Annotated in this window: 24 protein-coding genes; 20 read left to right on the top strand and 4 right to left on the bottom strand. The window is 43.1% G+C overall.

The features are described from left to right. Window positions 1–78: 78 nt before the first annotated feature. Window positions 79–1,398 (bottom strand): Gfo/Idh/MocA family protein, encoded by a 1,320-nt coding sequence (locus BM156_RS18610; RefSeq protein WP_093921412.1) that lies wholly within the window; start codon window positions 1,396–1,398, stop codon window positions 79–81. Between the two features lie 242 nt (window positions 1,399–1,640). Here BM156_RS18610 and BM156_RS18605 point away from each other — a divergent pair, with 242 nt between their 5' ends. The 9 genes from BM156_RS18605 to BM156_RS18565 all read left to right on the top strand — a co-directional run bounded on the left by BM156_RS18605 (window position 1,641) and on the right by BM156_RS18565 (window position 10,775). Further along, window positions 1,641–2,249, top strand: a complete 609-nt coding sequence (locus tag BM156_RS18605) for a TetR/AcrR family transcriptional regulator (protein ID WP_093921411.1) — start codon at window positions 1,641–1,643, stop codon at window positions 2,247–2,249. A 6-nt stretch (window positions 2,250–2,255) separates the two neighbouring features. After that, entirely contained in the window at window positions 2,256–3,005 is a 750-nt protein-coding gene (locus tag BM156_RS18600; protein WP_093921410.1) for an outer membrane lipoprotein-sorting protein, read from the top strand. 149 nt (window positions 3,006–3,154) lie between these two features. Next, on the top strand, window positions 3,155–4,375 hold the full coding sequence (locus BM156_RS18595; protein ID WP_093921409.1) for an ABC transporter permease: 1,221 nt from the start codon (window positions 3,155–3,157) through the stop codon (window positions 4,373–4,375). Window positions 4,376–4,386: 11 nt separating this feature from the next. Then, complete coding sequence (locus BM156_RS18590) at window positions 4,387–5,604, top strand: ABC transporter permease (protein WP_093921408.1); 1,218 nt, start codon at window positions 4,387–4,389, stop codon at window positions 5,602–5,604. A gap of 46 nt (window positions 5,605–5,650) precedes the next feature. After that, window positions 5,651–6,349 carry an ABC transporter ATP-binding protein gene (locus BM156_RS18585; RefSeq protein ID WP_093921407.1) on the top strand — a complete coding sequence of 233 codons (699 nt, stop codon included), beginning with the start codon at window positions 5,651–5,653 and terminating at the stop codon, window positions 6,347–6,349. After that, the gene (locus tag BM156_RS18580) at window positions 6,342–7,001 is read left to right on the top strand and encodes a CAP domain-containing protein (protein WP_170847015.1); all 660 of its coding nucleotides are present in this window, start codon (window positions 6,342–6,344) and stop codon (window positions 6,999–7,001) included. The genes BM156_RS18585 and BM156_RS18580 overlap by 8 nt, the downstream gene beginning before the upstream one ends. Then, the gene (locus BM156_RS18575) at window positions 6,998–8,164 is read left to right on the top strand and encodes a hypothetical protein (RefSeq protein ID WP_093921405.1); all 1,167 of its coding nucleotides are present in this window, start codon (window positions 6,998–7,000) and stop codon (window positions 8,162–8,164) included. The genes BM156_RS18580 and BM156_RS18575 overlap by 4 nt, the downstream gene beginning before the upstream one ends. Before the next feature lie 203 nt (window positions 8,165–8,367). Next, window positions 8,368–9,579, top strand: a complete 1,212-nt coding sequence (gene mnmA, locus BM156_RS18570; RefSeq protein ID WP_262987312.1) for a tRNA 2-thiouridine(34) synthase MnmA — start codon at window positions 8,368–8,370, stop codon at window positions 9,577–9,579. 182 nt (window positions 9,580–9,761) lie between these two features. Next, window positions 9,762–10,775: a dihydroorotate dehydrogenase-like protein gene (locus BM156_RS18565; protein WP_093921403.1), complete on the top strand. Its 1,014-nt coding sequence runs from the start codon at window positions 9,762–9,764 to the stop codon at window positions 10,773–10,775. Between the two features lie 100 nt (window positions 10,776–10,875). Here the strand turns inward: BM156_RS18565 and BM156_RS18560 are convergent, their stop codons facing one another. Beyond that, window positions 10,876–12,057, bottom strand: coding sequence for a SpoIIE family protein phosphatase (locus tag BM156_RS18560; RefSeq protein ID WP_093921402.1), 1,182 nt, complete (start codon window positions 12,055–12,057; stop codon window positions 10,876–10,878). Next, window positions 12,057–12,986 carry a PAS domain-containing protein gene (locus tag BM156_RS18555; RefSeq protein WP_093921401.1) on the bottom strand — a complete coding sequence of 310 codons (930 nt, stop codon included), beginning with the start codon at window positions 12,984–12,986 and terminating at the stop codon, window positions 12,057–12,059. The genes BM156_RS18560 and BM156_RS18555 overlap by 1 nt, the downstream gene beginning before the upstream one ends. 275 nt (window positions 12,987–13,261) lie before the next feature. Here BM156_RS18555 and BM156_RS18550 point away from each other — a divergent pair, with 275 nt between their 5' ends. The 11 genes from BM156_RS18550 to BM156_RS18500 all read left to right on the top strand — a co-directional run bounded on the left by BM156_RS18550 (window position 13,262) and on the right by BM156_RS18500 (window position 23,071). Next, the gene (locus BM156_RS18550) at window positions 13,262–13,606 is read left to right on the top strand and encodes a hypothetical protein (protein WP_093921400.1); all 345 of its coding nucleotides are present in this window, start codon (window positions 13,262–13,264) and stop codon (window positions 13,604–13,606) included. A gap of 3 nt (window positions 13,607–13,609) precedes the next feature. Continuing rightward, window positions 13,610–14,020, top strand: a complete 411-nt coding sequence (locus BM156_RS18545) for an ATP-binding protein (protein WP_093921399.1) — start codon at window positions 13,610–13,612, stop codon at window positions 14,018–14,020. Continuing rightward, window positions 14,020–15,396, top strand: a complete 1,377-nt coding sequence (locus tag BM156_RS18540) for a [Fe-Fe] hydrogenase large subunit C-terminal domain-containing protein (RefSeq protein ID WP_093921398.1) — start codon at window positions 14,020–14,022, stop codon at window positions 15,394–15,396. Before BM156_RS18545 ends, BM156_RS18540 begins: the two co-directional genes overlap by 1 nt. Continuing rightward, a complete protein-coding gene (locus BM156_RS18535; RefSeq protein ID WP_093921397.1) occupies window positions 15,383–15,733 on the top strand; it encodes a DRTGG domain-containing protein in 351 nt (116 codons plus the stop codon). The genes BM156_RS18540 and BM156_RS18535 overlap by 14 nt, the downstream gene beginning before the upstream one ends. A 101-nt stretch (window positions 15,734–15,834) precedes the next feature. Beyond that, window positions 15,835–16,578, top strand: a complete 744-nt coding sequence (locus BM156_RS18530; protein WP_093921396.1) for a PHP domain-containing protein — start codon at window positions 15,835–15,837, stop codon at window positions 16,576–16,578. Continuing rightward, the gene (locus BM156_RS18525; RefSeq protein WP_093921395.1) at window positions 16,575–17,123 is read left to right on the top strand and encodes an ATP-binding protein; all 549 of its coding nucleotides are present in this window, start codon (window positions 16,575–16,577) and stop codon (window positions 17,121–17,123) included. Before BM156_RS18530 ends, BM156_RS18525 begins: the two co-directional genes overlap by 4 nt. Before the next feature lie 93 nt (window positions 17,124–17,216). Next, window positions 17,217–17,612 (top strand): (2Fe-2S) ferredoxin domain-containing protein, encoded by a 396-nt coding sequence (locus BM156_RS18520; protein ID WP_093921394.1) that lies wholly within the window; start codon window positions 17,217–17,219, stop codon window positions 17,610–17,612. A 12-nt stretch (window positions 17,613–17,624) separates the two neighbouring features. Next, entirely contained in the window at window positions 17,625–19,418 is a 1,794-nt protein-coding gene (locus tag BM156_RS18515) for an NADH-quinone oxidoreductase subunit NuoF (protein ID WP_093921393.1), read from the top strand. Window positions 19,419–19,432: 14 nt separating this feature from the next. Further along, window positions 19,433–21,184, top strand: coding sequence for an NADH-dependent [FeFe] hydrogenase, group A6 (locus BM156_RS18510; RefSeq protein ID WP_093921392.1), 1,752 nt, complete (start codon window positions 19,433–19,435; stop codon window positions 21,182–21,184). 86 nt (window positions 21,185–21,270) lie between these two features. Next, entirely contained in the window at window positions 21,271–21,777 is a 507-nt protein-coding gene (locus BM156_RS18505; RefSeq protein ID WP_093921438.1) for an NADH-quinone oxidoreductase subunit NuoE family protein, read from the top strand. A gap of 223 nt (window positions 21,778–22,000) precedes the next feature. Then, the gene (locus BM156_RS18500) at window positions 22,001–23,071 is read left to right on the top strand and encodes an AI-2E family transporter (RefSeq protein ID WP_093921391.1); all 1,071 of its coding nucleotides are present in this window, start codon (window positions 22,001–22,003) and stop codon (window positions 23,069–23,071) included. A 1-nt stretch (window position 23,072) separates the two neighbouring features. On the opposite strand, the gene murI is transcribed toward BM156_RS18500, so the two are convergent. After that, the gene (murI, locus tag BM156_RS18495; protein ID WP_093921390.1) at window positions 23,073–23,906 is read right to left on the bottom strand and encodes a glutamate racemase; all 834 of its coding nucleotides are present in this window, start codon (window positions 23,904–23,906) and stop codon (window positions 23,073–23,075) included. Window positions 23,907–23,978 lie beyond the last annotated feature (72 nt).

Below are 23,978 nucleotides of genomic sequence, written 5' to 3'. Positions count from 1 at the left end.
AAAAACATCATAAAAAAAGCCCGGATATTCCTTGATATTCGGGCTTGCTTTATAGTCAATCTTATAACCTCAAAAGGGTTACACTTTAGGTAAAGTCCACGGTGCACGATAATGCGCTTTAACCAAATGGTTTGCTTCATCATCGTTTTCGAACTGTTGAAGTTCCGGGTTCCAATTCACCTTACGTCCTACACGGTAAGCAATATTTCCAAGATGTGCAAACCGCGCAATATGAGCAGCAGTTTCAACATCACAATTCGGCTTGTTTCCAGTTCGAATACAATCTAAAAAGTTCTTCACATGTAAATCCAAGCCACTTCCTGTTGCAGGTTGTACTGGCAAACCTTCATAGCCTTCTTTTTTACTGGTACTCTTTGTTTCAGGAATCACTTCCCATCCACTACGGTCAACCACCAAAGTTCCATACTCTCCAACAAAGGCGACTCCATGTCCGCGTTTCCCATAGTTTGCACCATAAATTCCAATGGTATTATCCCAAACCAATCCAAAATCGCCAAAGTCGTAAACAGTTGTCATAGTATCGGGCGTTTGCATGGCATCCTCAGGGAAAGCATATTTTCCACCAACAGCCATGATCGATTTGGGCACATACTGATTCATTCCAAACAAGGCAAAATCCAACAAGTGTACTCCCCAATCAGTCATTACCCCGCCAGCATAATCCCAATACCACCGGAACGACGCATGAAAACGGTTCTTATTATATGCTCGTTTTGGAGCAGGACCAAGCCACATGTCGTAATCAACTCCTTCTGGTGCTTCACTATCGGGCACAACCGGAATAGACCGCTTCCATCCCACATTGGACCAGCAACGTACCGAACGAACTCGGCCAATGTTTCCTTCATGCAGATAGTCCACCGCATCATTCCAGTGCTGATGGCTCCGTTGCCATTGCCCCGATTGCACCACATTGCCGTAACGTTTCTGTGCTGCAACCATGACATTACACTCTTCGATGGTATTTCCAATAGGCTTCTCAACATATACATGCTTTCCTACTTCAGAGGCATAAACCATCGGCAAACAGTGCCAATGATCCGGTGTTCCTATTATAACCGCATCAATATCCTTATTATCGATTACCTTTCTAAAATCCTTATGCAGCAATGGTCTTTTACCGGTTAGCTTTTCTACATCCTCAGCCCTTTTGTCAAGCACACGCTGATCGACATCACAAAGAGCAACACATTCTACTTCTTTGTTTTTCAGGAAGGATTGCAGGTCAGTAAACCCCATCCCACGGCAGCCAATCAGCCCTACCGTGATTTTTTCATTAGGCGAGGCACAGCCTGCATTCATAATTGTAGGCAAAGCTGCAACACCAGCTGCCACCACGGCTGATTGTTTTATAAAAGATCTTCGGGTATCATTCATAGTAACGAGTTTAATAGCGTTTAATTTGTTTACAGTTGTCCCGTAAAGATAATTGAAATAGTTTAACCAATCGAATAAGTACCGAAACCACAAGGAAAAGCGCTGCACTCCAAGGTTACTTCATACTAAAAACAGGAAATGACCGGCCGGTCATTCTTAACTTTAAATTAACATGGTTTTTCAGGATATCTAAGCAATAGGTTTTACTTTTGACCGAACGTTCAGTCATAAACAAACGAATTATGCCTCGAAGCCCAAAACAATTAGAAGAACACAGAAAACAGAAAAAGAAACTAATTATGGATGTTGCATTGGAACTCTTTGCTAAAGGAGGGTTTCATGCAACCTCAATTAGTCAAATCACAAGAAAAGCAGGCATATCCAAAGGACTCATCTACAACTACTTCTCGAGCAAACAAGACATGCTTGAAGAAATTACGGAAACAGCTTACAATGAAGTTTACAAAAACTTCGATCTTGACAAAGACGGCGTACTGACCAACGAGGAGTTCATCTTCTTTATCAAAGAAACCTTCCGCATCGTTCGAGAAAATATGAGCTTCTGGCAGCTCTATTTCGCCCTCATGGTTCAGCCAGGAATTCAGGAATCATTCAGTGAAAAATACCAGGAGAAATCAAAGCCAATCCTCAACCAGATCTATGCCTTTCTACAAAAAAATGGAAGTACCGATCCTGAAGGAGATCTATTTGTCCTGTCATCATTAGTCGAGGGAGCCATCCTTTACCTCGTTGTGGCACCCGACATTTTCCCTAGTGGAAAAATGGAAGATAAAATACTGCAAGCTTGCTTCCGGCTAATTAGCACCCCGGAAGCACCACCAAAAAACTAATCAACCATGAAAACACTAATCAACCTTATCGCATTCACCTTCCTTTCACTCGCAAGCACTGCACAAACAGCTGACATCAAAGAAATCGTCAAAAAAGCGGACGAAAAACTTCGTGGGACTTCCAGCATTGGAGAAGTTACCATGACCATTCAACGACCATCGTGGGAACGAACATTATCGATGAAAAACTGGACTCTGGGAACTGAGTATTCTTTGATCCTAATTACTGCTCCAGCCAAAGAAAAAGGGCAGGTTTTTCTGAAACGAGAAAGCGAAATGTGGAACTGGCTTCCAAGCATCGATCGCATGATTAAGATTCCCCCTTCCATGATGATGCAATCTTGGATGGGCTCCGATTTTACCAACGATGACCTTGTTAAAGAATCATCGATCGTCAAAGATTACACCCACAAATTAGTTGGAGAGGAAACAATTGAAAATTACCCCTGCTATAAAGTGGAATTGATTCCTCTGGAAGATGCTCCGGTAGTGTGGGGAAAAATTTACATGTGGATTAGCCAAAAAGAATTTCTGTGGTTAAAAGCTGAGTTTTTTGATGAAGATGGTTTTCTGGTGAATACCGAAATCTTGACTGATGTCAAAAACATGGATGATCGAATCATTCCGACTCGCATGGAAATGATTCCGGCAGACAAGGAAGGACATAAGACAATTATGACTTTTGACAACATTGACTTTGAAGTACCAATCAAAGACTCTTTCTTTTCGATTCAGAATATGAAACGAATTCGATAAAAATAATTGAACACAACCGATGCGATGTGTTCAACAGGCAACGAACTGACATCTCTGTACGAATAGTGTAAAATATAAGGTTCTCTGGCGCTGACTCACTCAAAAGAGGCAGTGAACCGGCAATTCAACCATCAACTAAAACCAGAACAATGTCAACAAACATCAAAATAGCCTGGCGCAACCTCTGGCGCAACAAGCGCCGAACATTGATTACCGTAGCTTCTATTTTCTTTGGCGTTTTGCTCTCTGCTTACATGACTTCGATGCAGGAAGGCTCCTATGAAAAGATGGTAGATATGGTGGTCAAATATTACTCGGGTTACATGCAAGTTCACCACGAGAACTACTGGGAAAGTAAGAGCATCAACGATACGTTTGAGGATACACCGGAACTTCGGCAATCCATTTTGGATCATCTCGAAGTGGATTTTGTCATCCCCCGGCTCGAGTCCTTTGCCTTGGCTTCATCCGAAGAGTTAACCAAAGGCGTGCTGGTTATGGGCATTGAGCCCGAAAGCGAAAACAGGCTAACTTCGCTGAAAGGAAATGTCAACCAAGGCAGCTACTTGCAAGCAAATGATCAAGGCTTACTCGTTGGCGAAGGGCTGGCCAATTACCTGCACCTGGGAGTGAACGATACGCTTGTAATGATCAGCCAAGGCTACCACGGAATTAGTGCAGCAGGCAAATATCCCATTCGCGGAATCATCAAACATGCCTCGCCACAACTCAATAAAATGATTGTGTACATGACATTGCCCAATAGTCAGGATTTTTTTTCAACCGGAAACAGACTCACATCTTTGGTGGTCAATATTACGGATACAAACTTGCTCAACCGAAGCCTAAAACAACTGCGAGCCGATTTGAAACCACCCTACTCCATCATGAGCTGGCAGGAAATGTCGCCCGAAATGGTTCAGCAAATTGAGAGTGACCGTGCTGGAGGAATTATCATGAAAGCAGTGCTTTACATTGTCATTGGCTTTGGAATTTTGGGCACCATTATGATGATGATTGCTGAGCGCAGACGGGAGTTTGGGGTAATGATTGCCATAGGCATGCAACGCATTAAGCTAGGAGCCATTCTCTTTTACGAAACGTTATTTATTGGGATGATCGGTGCTTTATCGGGCTTACTGGTCAGTATCCCCATACTGATGATCCAAGCTCAAAATCCCATCCCTTTAACCGGGCAGGCAGCTCAAGTGATGGACGACTATGGCTTTGAACCCTACATGTTCTTCTCGCTAACACCATCGGTATTCTGGCACCAGGCCCTTACCGTTTTTATCATCACCATGGTTATTGCGATTTATCCAATTATCTCGGCAAACCGGATGAAATTAATTAACGCTTTACACGCTTAAATCAAAACCCGATGATTACCTCTGTTGCATGGCGAAATATTTGGCGAAACCCCTTACGGTCCGGAATTATCATTGCGGCCATTACCATTGGTATGTTTGCCGGGGTTTTTAGTGCCACCTTTCTAAAAGGATGGATGAATCAACGTCTGGAAGTTGGTGTTGAAACGGAAACGTCCCATATCCAAATCCATCATCCCAAATACCTTGAGAACTTTGATATCAATCAATTTATACCGAATGGAGTCGAGCTTAGCAAGCGAATTGCGTCCCAACATACCATCAATGGTGTGAGTCCTCGAATTACCATCCAATCCATGATTGCTTCTGCTGAAACCGGTACAGGTGTCAAAATCATGGGAATTGTTCCTGAAAAAGAAAAATCGGTCACCAACCTCAGTCAATTCATCAGCGAAGGAGATTACTTTGAGGGTGTGAGCCGGAACCCAATCGTTATTGGCAAAAAGCTAGCGGAGAAACTCAAAATAAAACTTCGGTCGAAAGTTGTAATCACCTTGCAGGATAGCCAAGGAAACATCACCGGCGGAGCTTTTCGGGTTTGTGGAATTTTTGATACCACCAACAGCATGTTTGAAGAAACAAACGTATTTGTTCGCTTTTCCGATCTTGCGCGCTTGAGCCAGATGCCCGACGGGGCAGTTCACGAGGTCATTGTTCATTTAAATGATCAACAATTTCTGGAGAAAACCACCAACAACCTTCAAACTAAGTACGACCAACTGGAAGTTTTGAACTGGAAAGAACTTACGCCGGAGCTGGGCTACCTCAATGAAATTGGGAACTTATACACCTACATCTTTGTCATCATCATCCTGCTAGCCCTGGGCTTTGGAATCATCAACACCATGCTCATGGTCGTCATGGAACGTGTAAAAGAAATTGGGATGCTTATGGCAATCGGGATGGGCAAAATTCGAATATTCTTGATGCTCATGCTCGAAACCACCCTCCTCACCTTAACTGGTGGAGCAATCGGTATTTTGCTGGGCCTAGGAGCCTCAAAAGCTTTGGAAGAACATGGCATTAACCTGTCAAACTATGCACAGGGTCTCGAAGACTTTGGCTATTCTTCCATTATTTTCCCGGTCATTGAACCCGAAATGGTCATTGTCATCATTATCCTCGTTATTCTCACTGGCATTATCGCCTCCATCTATCCGGCTCGAAAAGCCCTCAAATACAATCCGGCTGAAGCCATCCGGACGGAATAACATTTAAAAAGCCGCCTTTTACTGAAACGAAAAAACAATTCCAATCATGACAATCATTGAAATCAGCAAACTGGTAAAAACATACAAGGATTCAGAAATACAGGTTCATGCCGTAAATGGTGTTGATCTGACCATTGAAGAAGGAGAATTTACCGCTATCGTTGGTCCTTCCGGATCAGGCAAAACCACCCTGCTAAACATGCTTGGCGGATTGGATCAGCCCACTTCGGGCCACATCCGCATTGATCAAACCGATTTGGGAGCTTTGAAAGCCTCTCAACTCATTGATTTCAGGATGCGAAACATCGGCTTTGTTTTTCAGTCGTATAACCTGATTCCTGTCCTCACAGCTAAAGAAAATGTAGAGTTCGTCATGCAACTTCAGGGACGTTCCAAAAAAGAACGGGAAGAACGAACCATGCAACTGCTCGAAGCAGTAGGACTGAAAGGACGTGAAGATAGTCGTCCCGCCAAGCTATCCGGAGGACAGCAACAACGCGTTGCCGTTGCCCGCGCATTGGCTTCAAAACCCAAATTTGTATTGGCTGATGAACCCACTGCCAACCTCGATTCCAAATCAACAGAGAACTTGTTAAACATTATGGAAGAGCTCAATAAGAAAGAAAAAATCACGTTTATATTTAGCACACACGACCAACGGGTAGTCAACAAGGCCCATCGTGTAATTACCTTGGAAGATGGCCAAATCATTAGTGATATACAAAAGAATCCGCACCATGATTAATCAGGCAGTCATTCTATTTAACCTTTGGCTGGTTCCTGGTGCAATTTCATTTCTTCAGGCTCAAACAACAGGAGCGGAACTTAGCTATCTGACTGCTTTTGAGCAACAGGTTCTGGCAGAACTCAACAAGGTTCGAACCAACCCAAGTCAATATGCCGAAGAGTACCTGGAGCCAATGCTGACAGCCTTTGAGGGGAAGATTCTTCACCTTCCGGGTAGCGTGCCTCTTCAAACCAAGGAAGGTAAAAAGGCTTTAGTTGAGTGCATCCGCGAAATGAAAAGAACTCCAGCTCTCCCCTTGTTAACGCCTTCTGAAGGACTGAGTAAAGCAGCCAGAATACTTGTTCGAGAGCAAGCAAAAAACGGCCGGGTCGGCCATCTGGGGGCTGATGGCTCAACACCACAAGACCGAATAGAACAAGCCGGACAGTGGAAAGGGAAAATTGCTGAAAACATTGCCTATGGTGATCAGTCGCCATTTCGGGTCGTTACCAGCCTACTCATTGATGATGGTGTTCGCGATCGAAGTCATCGAAAAAATATTTTAGACCAGGAATTAAAAACAGTGGGAATTGCCTCCGGAGAACACCCTCATTATTCTCACATGGTTGTCATGGAAATGGCCAGCAGCTTTCAAACCAAAAACCAATGAAACACTTAATCTTATTCCTGATAAGTTTTGTTGTAGTCTATTCAGCTTCGGCACAAGAAAAGAACTGGGAGCTCAATGGTTATATAAAAGAACTCTTCATGTATTATCACCCCGAACAACAACTTCCGGGAACCGACACCAGAGACCTGACAACCAATACCATCCATAACCGTTTGAATTTTAAATGGTATACCTCTGATCAGGTTACGGCTGTCGTTGAAATGCGTAACAGGCTGCTAACCGGAAGTCTTATCAAAGAATTTCCCGATTATCAGGCTGTCATCGATCAAGACAATGGTTTTCTGGACCTTTCTTTTGTTCCGATTGAAGGCCAACACTGGTTTCTACACTCGGTTTTTGATCGCGCTTACCTCGACTGGACTTCCGGCAACTGGCAAGTACGGCTGGGGCGGCAACGCGTTAACTGGGGCATCAACCTGGTTTGGAATCCCAATGATGTTTTCAACTCCTTTTCCTATTTCGATTTTGACTATGAAGAACGGCCAGGAACCGATGCCATTCGTATTCAATACTACACCGGGCTGACCTCCTCGGCTGAATTGGTTTATCAATTTGGTGAAACAGCCAATGAAATGGCCTTAACTGGACTTTACCGTTTTTCTCGCTGGAGTTATGATTTCCAGTTGATGAGTGGCTGGGTTGGCCCCGACTATGTTTTTGGAGCCGGCTGGGCTGGCGACATTGAAGGAGCCGGATTCCGAGGAGAGATTACCCATTTTACACCTCGTGAAAATGACTCGACCTCCGAAAAAGCAACAGTAGCTTCCATTTCAGCAGATTATACTTTTCCGAGTTCACTTTACATTCACTCAAGTGTTCTGTACAACAGTCATGGGAAAAAAGGCAATGCCGGAGGCTTGAATCTTCTGCTTACAGATAACCTGTCTGCAAAATATTTATCTTTTGCCCAATACGCTCTGTTCGGACAATGTTCTTTCCCGGTAAATCCATTGTTTTCAACCAGCCTTTCGGGTATTGTTAATCCCAATGATGGCTCCTGGTACTTTGGCCCATCGCTAAGCTATTCGTTGCACAACAACCTGGAATTGATGACAACCGGTCAGCTCTTTTTCGGGAAAGACGGCTCTGAATACGGCGATATCGGCCAACTCTTGTTTGCCCGCCTCAAGTGGAGTTTCTAACTCAAGTTCGGAGTTTCAGGTTCCTGTTGTGTCTTTTGTTCCAAGTTGCCGGAAAACCTTGTTCAAAGTCCAAATTTTGAACTTGTTTAAAATAGTTTGAAAGAGAGGCAGAGTTCCAATTTCAAAGTTGTTGAACATCCGAGAGTCAGAACATCTAAGAATCCGAATAGCAAAATTGCCTAATTCCGATTTTCGTTCTACTTTTGTCGGTCAATTCATTACATCAGAAATTAGAAATGAAAAAGGTAGTAATAGGGCTTTCAGGTGGGGTAGATTCAAGTGTAGCAGCATACTTATTAAAACAACAAGGGTATGAGGTAATTGCCTTGTTCATGGTCAATTGGCATGATCGGACAGGCACCTTAACCAGTAGTTGTAGTTGGGAAGATGATGCCTTGATTGCCAAAATGGTAGCCCAAAAGTTAGACATGCCTTTTCATATTGTTGACTTGAGCAAGGACTACAAAAAACGCGTAGTCGATTATATGTTTGACGAATACAGCAAAGGACGCACGCCGAACCCAGATGTTCTTTGTAACCGGGAGATCAAGTTTGACATCTTCATGGATGAGTGTATGAAGTTTGGCGCTGATTACGTCGCAACTGGCCATTACTGTCAAAAAACAGAATTTGACAAAGACGGGGAAACCATTTACCAGCTGCGGGCAGGAGAAGACAACAACAAAGATCAAAGTTACTTTTTGTGCCAGCTCAATCAGGATCAACTAAGCAAAGCGCTGTTCCCCATCGGACATTTGGATAAACCTGAAGTAAGGCGAATTGCTGCCGAGCAAGAACTTCCAACAGCTACCCGCAAGGATTCGCAAGGAATTTGCTTTGTGGGGAAAGTGGATCTACCAACCTTTTTACAACAACAATTGGAACCTAAAACAGGCAATGTAATTGAAGTTCCAGCGGAATTTATGGCTAAAAAGAAAGCCGTTGAAAAAACGCCAGATAATTTTAAAAAGCTCTGCTTTGCCTATCCTTATAAACCTTGGAACGGCAAAGTAATCGGCGAACACCGCGGGGCTCATTTCTATACCGTTGGGCAGCGCAAAGGACTAAATATTGGTGGACACGAAGCCCCTTTATTTGTGTTGGGAACCGATGTAAACCGGAATATCATTTATGTTGGAGAAGGTACAGATCATCCAGGACTTTATCGTCCGGGACTTTTCATTGGCACCGAGGAGATACACTGGATTAGGAAAGACATGAAAATGGAAATTGGCGAAAGCCGCGACTACCTCGTTCGCATCCGTTACCGTCAACCTCTTGAAAAAGCAACCCTTTACCAACGAGAAGAAGGGCTCTATATTCTTTTTGAAGATGAACAACGTGGAATTACAGCCGGACAATTTGCTGCGTGGTACGATGAAAATGAACTCTTCGGATCTGGCGTAATCGCCTGATTCTATAACCAGTAGCATCTTCGTTATTGGAATACTGCGCTTTTTTTTGATAAGATTTCTGCCAGAGCTATTTGCTATCCAAAACATTTTCAAGAACTTGTATAGGATTTTTCTTGGAAAACTGAACAAAACGAGAACTTGTTTAGTTTTAGTAACAGAAAATAACCTGTAAAATCAATATTATGGCAGATCTAACAACGAACTACATGGGGCTCAAACTCAAGAACCCCTTAGTACTGGGAGCTAGCAACCTGGTAACTAAACCCGAAGTCATCAAACAACTGGAAGAGGCAGGTATTGCTGCAATTGTCTATAAATCGTTGTTTGAAGAACAAATTCAGCTGGAGTCCCTTCAGTTTGACGACGAACTTCACGAGTATGAAGAACGCCATGCAGAGATGACCAGTATTTTCCCTGATTTGGAACATGCGGGTCCCAAAGAACACCTATTCAATGTAAAAACCCTGAAAGAAAACACATCGGTACCGATCATTGCCAGCCTGAATGCGATTTATGAAATCTCTTGGGTTGAATATGCCAAAGAACTCGAGAAAGCTGGGGTTGATGCGTTGGAAATTAATCTTTATGCCACCCCAGGTTATTTTGAAATACAGGGAGCCGGCATTGAAGACAAACAGGTTCAGGTTGTCAAAAGTGTTAAAAAAGCGGTAAAAATACCCGTAAGCGTAAAGCTTAGCCCTTTCTATACCAATACGCTCAACTTCATCAAAAAGCTCGATGAAGCTGGAGCCGACGGCTATGTCCTTTTCAACCGCTTCTTTCAACCAGACATTGACATTCAGGAAGAGTTGTTTTACTATCCTTGGGATTTAACTCAGGAAAAAGACTATAAATTAGCGCTGCGTTATGCCGGCTTGCTTTACGGTAATATTGATGCCAGCATCTGTGCCAGCCGTGGAATATCAAGTTCTGAGGATGTGATCAAGATGCTTTTAGCCGGAGCTGATGTTGTTCAGGTTGTTTCGGCAATATATCGTTACCAACCAACGTTTGTAGACAAAATATTGAACGAATTGAATGGTTGGATGGATCAAAAAGGTTATAAGTCACTCGCAGACTTCAGGGGCAAATTGTCTCGCAAAAATCTCAAAGATCCCTTTGCTTATCAACGAGCTCAATACGTTGATATCTTAATGAAATCAGAAGAAGTTTTCAAAAAATACCCAATGATTTAGTGCGTATAATTTTGTAACTAAAATAACGCCGAAAAGGCTTTAGGCATCTGCTTAGAGCCTTTTTTTGTACACTCTTTCAGAAGGCTATGCCAATAACCCCCTACACAAGTTCAACCACAACATTTTTCAAGAAACGTTCTTCCAGCAAACGCACAATGCGTTTTACCACCACCTTTCGGATCTCCAAGTCCATCGATTGATCCGGATCCTGATGAGCCCAGTTTATTCGGGTTCCCACGATGATATGAATGATATCATGTTCCATTAGCAATTTAACCACCTCTTCTGGCGGACTATTGCCCAAACGGGTATCGCTGGTGTAGCTTTCCAGGATTTCCTCTACCTTCCCCATAGTCAGAATCCCTTCGGTTACCATTTCAAATCCCTCCATATCAGCAACCGGCGGAATGGCTGCCTCGTAATAACGATGCTGAATCTGTACTTCCAAATCCAACTCCCTCGCAACAATTTCAGCCGTTGTTCCTCCACAGATAATCTTCTTCCCCGGAAACTCAGTAATGCGTTTTACAAACTCAAAATCCTTGATTTTATAGAAAGGAGGTCCGGTAATGAGCATAAACTCCCGGGGCTGCCTGAAATGAATAATTCCACAGCTGGTGTCGTCTTTCAATTCAAACAAATCATTCATAGCTGCCTGGTTCAAAATTTTCTTCGACAAGCGTGTGGCTGAAATCTCATTTTCCCGGGCAATTTGATTCTGCACAAACTCACGCACCTGATCCAGCCCCCAGCCCATCGGATAACGCTTCCCTCCCAACCCGCTCTGGACAACACCATCGGTCATAAAAATAATCCGATCGCCTTTGATTGGCTTAAATTCCCGAATCCGCAATATCTTCCCAACATTTTCAGCTCCCCGGATATTGACTTCAATTTCGCGTGGTGCGAAAAAGTCTCCATTCCGAAAAATCAGTGTGGGTGGATTATCGTAATTCACAATACGAACCATCCCATCAACTTCAATTTCAATAATGGTAAAAGTGGCATAACTCTCCTTTCCATCGCGGCTGCGGGGCAAGGCACGCATAAAAATGTGAGCCGCAATATCAGGTTTGGTATGCAACGATGAGTAATTCAAAGCCATGGAGGCTGTGAGCGTTGCCAACACGTTCGCTTTCACGCCATGCCCAATTCCATCTGATAAAACCAGAATTACACGACCTTCTTCCTTAATTCGACGGGTATAAAATACATCGCCACAAACAATCTGCCCCAAGGGCATTTTCTGTTGAATATCGACATCAAAATGGTAATCAGCCATCAGTTATTGTCCTCCTCGTATTTATAGGATTGAATAATTGAATACAATAATTCCTCTGTTTGTGCTGCATTTTCACCCAGCAAGAATGCAATCTGCTGTACGGTCTCCAGGTTTTGCTTATTCACCCGTTGGGCCCGGCTAATAATCTCTTCCCGAACAAGTAAAGGAGCAGACATATCTCGAATTAAAGCGCCAACCACCCGATTTTTGTATATGGTAATCACAGAAATATGCAACAGTCTGTTTTGAATCTTCAGATCACGTTCCAACATATTTTCACCGGAAGCCATCAACGAAGCAAACATTTTAAAAACAACCTCAGGAATCAGCTCCTTTAAGTCAGCACCTTGCAATCCGGGAATTGTTTCATACAACTCTTCCATCTCCTGTCCAAAGAGCTTGGCAAACCCCTCATTCGAATCAATGACTTTAAAATCACTATCCACAATGACAATTCCAGCTCGAATTTTGTGCACCATAGCCGAAGCAATAACCGAAGCTTCTTTGGCTTTTTCCAGCTTCCGCTCTGCCTTTTTCCGATCGGTAATATCAAAGATTGAACCTACAATTCCAATGATTGTTCCTTCATCATCGCGAATAACTGCCTTGTTGAAAATCACATCATGCAAGGAACCATCAGACAGGCGAAACTTAGTTTCATAACTCTGGTCTCCCGGACTATCGAATAACTCCTGATCGCGCCGGGCATAAATTTCAGCAATTTCCAAGGGTTGTACATCAAACACCGTTTTCCCGATGATCTCTTCCTTTTTCAGACCAATAAAATTTTCATGAGCCTTATTGGTGGCTTTATATATTCCTTTTACATCGCGATAAAAAATAGGAATTGGCAAAGCATCAATAATTTTCTGATGCAACTTAGGATTTTCAATCATGTCTGAGTGAAGAGATTTGTCATCGTAAATCATCGTTTTTCTTTTTTAAGCTTAATTTTCAAAGTTACTTCCAGTCAGAAAGAATATTTTGCTTGCCTTCCCGGGCAACCATCCAAAAGGGTACACCCAGCTTCAAGTTCTCTAAATTATCATAAATATCCCTCGATTCCACCAACTAATTTAAACATTATGCCGCGAATAGGCTTATTTCAACTCAGTCTAAATTTTGATTTTCAAAGCATAATCTAACAAAAGTATGCTTGCATTTCCCAGTTTTAAATAATCTTTGTAAAAATCGTTATAAAAACATGCAGGTCAGTAAAATTTGTGAGCTTCTAGCCGCTACCATTATCTGCGGAGAAGAACATGCATCGGCAAAAATTGAACGGGGATTCAGCTCCGATTTAATGAGCGATGTGTTAACGCTTGACACCGATAACCTACTTTTAATAACAGGTCTTTGTAACCTGCAAACCATTCGGACTTCTGAAATGGCAGACATTCGGTACATCGTGTTTGTTCGCAACAAAAAAGTCACAGCGGAGATGCTGGCCTTAGCCAACGAAAATAACATGTGTCTGCTCGAATCGCCTTACACCTTGTTTAAGGCCAGTGGACTACTGTACCAAGCCGGATTAAACCCCGTGTACTAAGTTATGAATCTGGAATTTGAAATAGCAGGAGGTGATTTCACCAAAGCCGGCTACGCTTCGAGTCAGGTTAAAAAGATGCTCAAGCAGCTGGGAGTTGAAGCTCATTGCATCAAAAACATTGTTATTGCCCTCTATGAAGCTGAAGTAAACGTGGTAGCCCACGCTTATGAAGGACAGATATTGGTTCATATTGAGTCAGATAAAATCACGACCAAAATCATTGATAAAGGACCGGGAATCCCCGATATTGAACAGGCGATGCAAGAGGGGTATTCAACAGCCAGCAAAAAAGTACGCGAAATGGGTTTTGGAGCTGGAATGGGCTTACCCAATATCAAAAAAAATACCGATAAACTTCAGATCCAATCAAAGGTAGATGAAGGAACAACAGTAGAAATGGTTAACTATTTTTAATGGCACCAGCAAGAACATATCATGCACTCACCATCGACGAGGATAAATGCATTGGCTGCACCCACTGCATGAAAGCTTGTCCTACCGAAGCGATCCGTGTCATTAACGGACTGGCTGAGATCTGGAGTGCGCGGTGTGTCGACTGCGGACATTGCATGCGGGCTTGCCCCGAAAAAGCCATTTATGTAGAACAAGATGATTTACAGAATGCCAAAGCCTTTAAATACCGGGTGGTCCTGTTTCCCGCTGTAATGATTGGCCAGTTTCCGGAGAAATATACCGAAGACCAGATTTACGCGGCTCTTTTAAAAATAGGTTTCACTCATGTTTTTGAAGTTGAACAGCCCATCGGCGTGTTAAAAAGTTCGATTCGACAATATTGCCGGACAACAGAAAATATAAAACCACATATTTCAACTTTTTGCCCGGCCATTGTCCGGCTCATTCAAATTAAATATCCGTCGTTGATCGACAACATGATTCAGCGAAAAGCACCCCATGATCTGGGAGCTCATTTTGCAATCAATGAACTAAAGAAACAGGGAGCCAACGAAGATGAAATTGGCTTATTTTACGTCACTCCATGCAATGCAAAAATAACATCGGTGAAAAGTCCTGTTGGTGAAAAAGAATCAATTGTTGACGGTATCATCAACATGAATACCTTATACAATAGGGTCATGCAAGCGATTGATGACAAAGAAGTGCCAGATACCAGCAGCCAACGTCAAAACCTAACCCGAGATGGGATCTTGTGGAGTTTGACTCGTGGTGAATCCGTCCACTTTGGAGAGCGAAGCATGGCCATTGATGGGATTCACAATGTCATTCGTTTTTTGGAACGACTGGAAAATGAAGAGGTTCCGGACATTGATTTTTTAGAGCTACGTGCTTGTGATCAGAGTTGTGCCGGTGGAATTATGATGACTGGAAACCGGTTTCTGACTGTTGAACGGTTGGAGTCGCGTGCCAAACGCTACCCGCCAGCCTGGAAACTGCAGCAATCTGATCCCGTAAAAAACTCAAAAGAAATTAAACAAAAATTAGTCGCTGATAAAATTGTTCCTCGCCCTGCATTCAGCTTGGATAAAGACCGGGTGCGAGCCTTGGAAAAAATGAATAAGGCTCAACGCATCATCTGCTTTTTACCAGGAATAGACTGCGGTGCTTGTGGTGCTCCAAACTGCCAGGCTTTAGCCGAAGACATGGTCAATGGCAGAGCTAAAATGTCCGACTGCATCTTCTTGCAACAAATGTGGGAAGATGAAGGCCGAATAAGCACCGACAAAGCATTCCGGAATGTCGAAAAGAAATGGGGTGAGAAACGTTTTCAGGCTGACTGTAATAAAAGAGGAAAAAGAAATGAAGGTTTCTGATTTAATTGAACAACTAAATTTGGAAGTCATTTCCGGCGAGAAAGGTCTCGATCGCGAAGTTACAGGAGCCTATGTCTCCGATCTGCTGAGTGATGTTATGGGAAATGCCCGGGAAAGCCAAATGTGGATCACCCTGCAAGTACATCAAAATGTGATGGCCATTGCCTCGTTAAAAGATTTAGCTGCCGTTATTCTCGTGAAAGGCTTACGTCCTCACGAAAGTACAATCCGGCACAGCAACGATGAGCAAATCCCCATTCTCTCAACAACTGATTCAACCTTTGAGATCAGTGGAAAGTTATTCGAACTTCTAAAAAAAGAAGGCTGTTTGGCTTAACCCTCGAAAACTAAAACGATGACAGGCTTACGAAAAAAACGCCCCAAAAGCTTGCAGAAACTACCTATTCAGGAAGACTTAACCACAAGTAACTTTAGGGTATGAAAAAATTCAGGGCTGATCTTCACGTTCATACTGTCTTATCGCCATGTGCTGACTTGGAGATGAGCCCTGATAAGATTGTGAAGCAAGCACTGAAACGGGGAATCGACATTCTTGCCATCACCGACCACAACTCAACGAAGCAATGCGAAATTGTCAAAAAACATGCAGAAGGAACCGGACTTTTAGTGGTCAATGGCTGCGAGATTAACAGTCAAGAAGAAGTACACGCCATTTGCCTGTTTGAGGACGACTATACACGAAATAAGTTTCAACACTTTCTGGACCACTACCTGCCCACAATTCCCAATCGTCCGGAATACCACGGACACCAAGTGGTGGTCGATAGAAACAATCAAATTACGGAGTACTACCCCAACTACCTCGGAAATCCATTAATGATTGACTTGGAGACCATCGAAAAGTTCACACATCAAATCAACGGACTATTTATACCCGCTCATATCGACCGGCCCATCAATAGTTTATACAGCCAGTTTGGCTACCTGGCAACCGACCTTAAAGTTGACGGCATGCAACTATCAAAATATGCCGATGAAACAAGCATTCGAAACCAATATGATATTCACTCAGACATTAGTCTGATTACCGCCTCAGACGCACATTACCTAGAGGATGTTGGTTCTTCAGCAACCTCTTTTTACCTATTTGAGCCGACATTTAATGAAATTCGGTGGGCTCTGAACCAAAAAAACGGACGTTTTGTAAAAATTGAACCATGAACGAACTAGCACTTCACCTACTCGATATCGCTCAAAATTCGATTCGGGCCAACGCCCAGCTCATTTCTATTCTAATCAAGGAAGCTCCAAACGAAGATCAACTCATTTTCAAGGTTGATGACGATGGCCATGGCATGACTTCTGAGCAACTGGAAAAAGCGACCAATCCTTTCTACACCACACAAACAACTCGTAAAGTTGGTCTGGGACTTCCATTGCTAAAATACAATGCAGAGCTAACTGGTGGAAGCTTTATGCTACATTCAGAAACCAACAAAGGCACTCACCTGCAAGCGACCTTCGGCTTTCATCACATCGATCGTCCATTTTTAGGCGACATCGCAGGAACCTTGCTCATTTTGGCTTCCAACGAAAAGCAATCGGAGCTAATCTACACTCACCAAAGTCCAAAAGGAGAATTCCTGTTCGATACCCGGGAAATAAAGCAAGAGCTGGATGGAATCCCCTTGACTACCCCCGAAGTTCGAAAATTTCTGATGGAAATGATTCAAGGGAATTTAGAACAAATTCAAATAAGCGAATAATGATAAAAATTAGATTTTAATTGTCTTATTCATCTGACATTTGAAGAAGAAGCTTATAACATCCTGATTAGAAACCTAAAAGAATCAAAAAAGATGACTAAAGTCAGATCTCTGGCCGACCTCAAAAAACTAAAAGAGGAGGTACAATCCAAAATTAAATTACGTGAAAAGGGAGACCATCCTGAAAATCTAATTCAAATCAAAGTTTCCATGGCCACCTGCGGCATTGCCTCCGGCGCTAAAGAAACGATGAATTTCATGATCGAAGAGTTAGATCATCAAGGAATCGATGCTCTGGTCACACAAACCGGATGTATGGGTTTTTGCTATGCCGAGCCCACCATTGAGTTGACCATGCCTGGCAAACAACCGGTTATCTATGGCTATGTTGACAAACAAAAAGCCCAGGAAATTATCGACAGACACATTAAGATGAATGAACTGGTGGATGGGATCATCCCAGTTAATTATAAAACCATTGACGACTAAAACCTCAAGAGAATGGCTGACTATAAAATGCACGTATTGGTTTGTGGCGGTACGGGCTGCAAAGCATCTCAAAGCGAACTAATCAAAAAGAACTTTCAAAACCAGCTCGAAGAACGAGGGCTGGATCAAGACGTTCAGGTAATTCACACCGGTTGTTTCGGGTTCTGTGAGCAAGGACCCATTGTAAAAATCCAACCCGACAACACCTTTTATGTTGGTGTCACCCCGGAAGACAGCCGTGAAATAGTGGAAGAACACCTCATCAAAGGACGTAAGGTAGAACGTTTGCTTTATACCGACCCAACCACCCTGGGACAGATCACCGAAAGTAAAAACATGGATTTTTACAAAAAGCAAGTGCGCGTTGCTTTACGAAATTGTGGTTTTATCAATCCTGAAAATATTGAAGAGTACATTGGAAACAATGGCTATGCCGCCCTTGGCAAATGTTTGGAAGAACTTAGTCCGGAACAAGCCATCCAAACCATTATCGACTCGGGCCTACGAGGCCGCGGAGGCGGTGGCTTCCCGACAGGCTTGAAATGGGACATTACCCGAAAAGTTGAGCATGAACAAAAGTATGTGGTCTGCAATGCTGATGAAGGCGACCCCGGCGCATTTATGGATCGCTCAATCCTGGAAGGAGATCCACATACCGTAATTGAAGCCATGGCTATCTGCGGCTATTGCATCGGTGCCAACAAAGGGTTGGTCTACATCCGTGCAGAGTACCCACTGGCTATTCAACGTTTAAAAACAGCCCTCAGGCAAGCACGTCAGTATGGTCTGCTTGGACAAAATATACTGGGGACAGATTTCGATTTTGATATTGAAATCAGGTATGGCGCAGGAGCTTTTGTTTGCGGAGAAGAAACAGCCCTCATTCATTCCATGGAAGGCAAACGTGGTGAGCCAACCTTCAAGCCCCCATTTCCATCGCAAGAGGGATACCTCGGCAAACCAACCAATGTCAATAATGTAGAGACGTTTGCCAATGTGCCTCCAATTATCACCAAAGGAGCAGAATGGTTTAGCAGTATTGGGACCGAGAAATCCAAAGGCACAAAAGTATTTGCCTTAGCTGGTAAGATCAATAATGTAGGTTTAATTGAAGTTCCTATGGGAACCACTTTACGAGAAGTGATTTACGATATCGGTGGTGGAATCAAAAATGGGAAAGAATTTAAGTCTGTGCAAACCGGAGGCCCTTCCGGAGGTTGCTTAACCAAGGCTTTCTTAGACACCCCTATTGATTACGACAACCTGCTTGCTGCCGGATCAATGATGGGCTCAGGAGGAATGATTGTGATGGATGAGGACGACTGCATGGTTTCCATTGCTAAGTTTTACCTCGAATTTACTCTTGATGAATCCTGCGGGAAATGCACACCTTGCCGGATCGGCAACAAACGTCTGCACGAGATTCTGGAAAAAATTACTGAGGGGAAAGGAACTCCCGAAGATCTGACTAAGCTCCGAATGCTGAGTCATGTTATTAAAGATTCATCACTCTGTGGATTGGGGCAAACCTCTCCCAACCCGGTCCTTTCAACCTTGGATAATTTCATGCACGAATACGAGGCACATATCAACGACAGCACTTGTCCTGCGGGGCAATGCAAAGCCTTGTTGCAATACATCATCGATGATGAAAAATGCACTGGTTGTACCCTATGCTTCCGAAACTGTCCTGTTGGAGCCATTTCCGGAGAAAAACGCAGCCCACACTACATTGATCAAACACTATGTATCAAGTGTGGAGCCTGCTATGAAAAGTGCAAGTTTGATGCTATTAAAATCGCTTAAAAACGGAACGTGTTATGGAAATGATCAATCTAACTATCGATAATAAGTCAATTGTTGTCAAAAAAGGAACAACAATTCTCGAAGCTGCAGCAAGTATTGGAGTCGACATCCCAACCTTGTGTCATATGCATTTACATGATATGAACATTGAAAACAAACCCGGAGGCTGCCGAGTTTGTGTTGTTGAAGTCAAAGGACGTCGCAACCTGGCCCCAGCCTGCTGCACCGAAGCTACCGAAGGAATGGAAATCAGTTCACATTCAATCCGGGCAATTAATGCACGACGCACCATTGTGGAGCTAATCCTCTCCGACCACCCTTCCGACTGCCTCGTTTGTGCGAAATCCGGCAATTGTGAATTACAGGATTTGGCTCATCATTTAGGAATCCGGGAGATTCATTACCAAGGTGAGCAATCGCACTACCGAGAAGATACCAGCCCTGCAATTATTCGGGAGATGGATAAATGCATCCTGTGCCGCCGCTGCGAAACCATGTGTAACGAGGTACAAACAGTAGGCGTGCTATCCACCATTAACCGTGGTTTTGAAGCTGTTGTTTCTCCCGCTTTTGAAATGAACCTGGACCACTCTTCGTGTACCTACTGTGGACAATGCGTTGCTGTCTGTCCAACGGGGGCACTTACCGAAGTGGACCAAACCGGAGCGGTCATCCGGGCTCTTTCAGATCCAGAAAAAACAGTTGTTGTTCAAACAGCTCCTGCTGTTCGTGCTGCTTTGGGTGAAGAGTTTGGGCTCCCCGCTGGCACACTGGTTACCGGAAAAATGGCAGCAGCCCTACGTCGCCTAGGCTTCAACTATGTTTTTGATACCGATTTCGCAGCCGATTTGACCATCATGGAAGAAGGAACAGAATTACTCGAACGGCTAAATAAATACCTGGCAGGCGATCAAAACGTAAAGCTTCCAATTTTAACATCCTGCTGTCCTGCTTGGGTCAAGTTCTTTGAACATCACTTTCCGGAACTGAAAGATATACCATCAACAGCCCGCTCACCACAGCAAATGTTTGGCTCTATCGCCAAAACCTACTTCGCTGATAAGATGCAAGTAAAACGGGAAAATTTGGTGGTTGTCTCAATCATGCCTTGTGTAGCAAAAAAATATGAAAGCAGTCGCGAAGAATTCTCCGTAGATGGTAATCCTGATGTTGATTATGCGTTAACGACTCGGGAGTTGGCTCAGCTTATCAACCTGGCCAACATTGATTTCAAATCCTTACCAGATGAGGAATTCGATCAGCCTTTGGGCGAATCAACAGGAGCTGGAGTTATCTTCGGCACCACAGGCGGTGTAATTGAAGCTGCTGTGCGTACCGCATACGAGGTACAAACCGGGAAATCGCTCGATCGGCTTGACTTTGAAGAGCTGCGAGGGATGGAAGGTTTGCGCAAAGCCACCATCGATTTCGATGGCCTCCCAATAAACATTGGAATAGCTCACGGCCTCGGTAATGCCCGGAAACTCTTGGAAGAGATCAAAAATGGAAAGAGCGAGTTTCATGCTATTGAAATCATGTCTTGCCCCGGCGGATGTATTGGAGGAGGAGGACAACCTTACCATCATGGCAATGTTGAGATCCTGAAAAAACGTCAAAAAGCGCTTTATGCAGAAGATCAAAGTAAAACGATCCGGAAGTCGCATGAGAACCCTTACATCAAAAAATTATATGAAGAATTTTTGGGAGAACCACTAAGCGACAAAGCACATCATCTATTGCACACCGAATATTTTGATCGGAGTTGATTGTCATTAATCAAGAAAGTACAGAACAAGGCAAATCAATAACAACTATTGACAGCAATTTTGACATTCACCGTAAAATAAGAACAATGCCTAAAATAAAACTTGCAGAAAAAACGATTACACAGATCAAAGAGGTCTGTGCCAAATTCAATCATGAAGAGGGAGAATTAATCAATGTCCTTCATCAAGTTCAAGGTCGGCTAGGCTATTTGCCTGCAGAAGTTCAGGAAGTCATCGCACGCGAGCTCAACATGTCGGTAGCAAAGGTATATGGTGTCGTCACCTTTTACTCATTTTTCACCATGCTGCCTCAAGGCGAGTTCCCAATTTCAATTTGTATGGGAACCGCATGCTATGTCCGGGGAGCTGAACAGGTACTTTCAGAGTTTAAGCGCCAACTCAAAATTGAAGTTGGCGAAACCTCAGCTGATGGGAAATTTTCGTTAAGCAGCCTGCGTTGTGTTGGAGCCTGCGGATTAGCTCCTGTGGTTACCGTTGGAGAGAAAGTATATGGACGGGTATCCCCACAACAAGTCAGCAAAATTATTGCTGAATATCAGGAAGGATGCCCTGCTGAGTCGAAATCGGCATAAAAAAACAAGCCCTGTTAAAACCAGGCTTTTTGATTTATTCGAAATCTTCATCTGTTTCTGCATTTTAAATGATGCTCAATCAGAAAAGTGATTATTTTTGCAAGCCAAAATCAGGCTTGTAGAAAACAGAATCAAAAAGCCTGTTTTTTTAATGCCTATTTGCAAACCGAATAAACAGATACGTGTTGTAATAGCATTAGTAAATTAATCCCTTGTTTTAGCCATGACATTAAAAGATCTTCGTACGACCAACTTACTCTTATTAGTGATCGTCATTCCACTTATATTTTACATTCTAAAGCTGCTCTCGTTCATTTTCATTCCACTTATTGCCTCTATGTTCATTGCGCTTCTGTTTTTACCACTGATGCGTTGGTTGAGCAAGCGAGGAGTTCCTAATCCGATAAGTATTTTAATCGTCATTCTTATCATCGTTGCTGGCCTAAAAGCAGGAGGAGAACTCCTACAACTAACCAGCAACGAAATCATGAACACCGATACGGAGTTCTTTACAAAAGCAGAAACGAAACTAACGCACTTACTTGTTTCCGTAGAGCAATTTTTTGGAATTGAGCGTGTACAAGGAAGTAATGCCATCAACCACTATTTCAAGCAAAATAACCTGCTGGAGAACTTTGGATCAACCTTCGACTTCATCAGCAATACCTTATCCATGACGCTAACGACAATCTTCTTTGTCATCCTCTTGTTAGCCGGATCAATCAACTTTCAGAAAATACTAAATAATACCATCTTCAAACAGCATTATTCCTCGGTAAAAATCTTTATGAAGATTGAAAAGGATATCATCAAGTTTGTCCTCGTCAAATTTGTTATCAGCTTGATGACAGGAATTGGATTTGGCTTGGCGTGTTTTGCCTTTGGAGTTAGCTTCCCTATTTTCTGGGGATTATTTGCCTTTATCATCAACTTTGTACAAATGATTGGCTCGGTAATCTCGGTTGTTTTACTTGCTCTTTTTGCTTTTGTCGAGTTAGATCCAACAGGGACCCTCCTGCTTTTTATTTTAACCATCACTGCAATTCAAGTCCTTATGGGTGGGATATTGGAACCTGTTTTTATGGGAAAAACATTTTCAATCAATGTGATCACCATCCTCGTAATGCTAATGTTATGGGGCTATATCTGGGGCGTTCCCGGACTAATCATGTCCATTCCGCTAACCGTTTTTATCCGAATTATTCTGGAGCAGTTTCCGAAAACCAGGCTTATTGCCGACTTGATTGCCGGAGAAGAACAAAGCATCAATCTGCTTTGGAAAAAGAAAAAGTAAACTACAATTCTATTTTAACAGACTCAATCGGATAGCCTAAGAATTGTTTGGCTCGTTTGTCGAAAAACGTTGCATCTTCCGTTGTTAGAAACCGATGAGTTGCATTTTTTGAACAGTTTTGATCAATCTCAGGGTGACGTTCTAAGTAATCCAGCGTTTTAGCTGCAACAAGCTCTCCTTGCTCAATAATGTGCACTTGTTTCGGAACGTATTTTTTGATGGAGTCCCGTAATAACGGATAATGGGTGCAGCCTAATATCAAACTATCAATTTCCGGATCCTTTTGAAACAATGCGTCCAAATTGGTTTGAATAAAATAATCAGCTCCGGGAGTATCAATCACATTGTTTTCAACAATTGGAACCCACATCGGGCAAGCTTCCTGAGTGGTTTGCTTTACCCGCCCAGTCGACCATTTTTCCAACTCAATCGGATAAGATTCTGAAGCAACAGTCCCGGAGGTTGCGACAACACCAACATGCCCATTCTGGGTGCTTTCAGCCACCATTTCTACACTAGGACGAATAACTCCAAGTACACGTCGATTTGGAGCAATATGAGGGAGATCGCGTTGCTGAATCGAACGAAGAGCTTTTGCAGAAGCCGTATTACACGCCAAAATTACCAAATGGCAGCCTTCATCAAAAAGCCGTTTCACCGCCTCCAAAGTGTATTCATAAACCACATCGAAGGATCTAGTTCCATACGGTGTACGGGCATTATCGCCCAGATACAAAAAATCATACTCGGGCAAGGTCTTCATCAGTTCCTTAAGAACAGTCAGACCACCATAGCCCGAGTCAAAAACTCCGATAGGTTGATTATTTACAGACATCGATAAAACTTTACGAACAAAAATAAAAAAAGCCACCTGAAATCAGGCGGCTTTTGCTTAACTATTTGTAAT

The sequence above is a fragment of the Sunxiuqinia elliptica genome (assembly GCF_900113005.1).
Lineage (GTDB): Bacteria > Bacteroidota > Bacteroidia > Bacteroidales > Prolixibacteraceae > Sunxiuqinia > Sunxiuqinia elliptica.
This window is presented reverse-complemented; position numbering and strand designations above follow the sequence as displayed.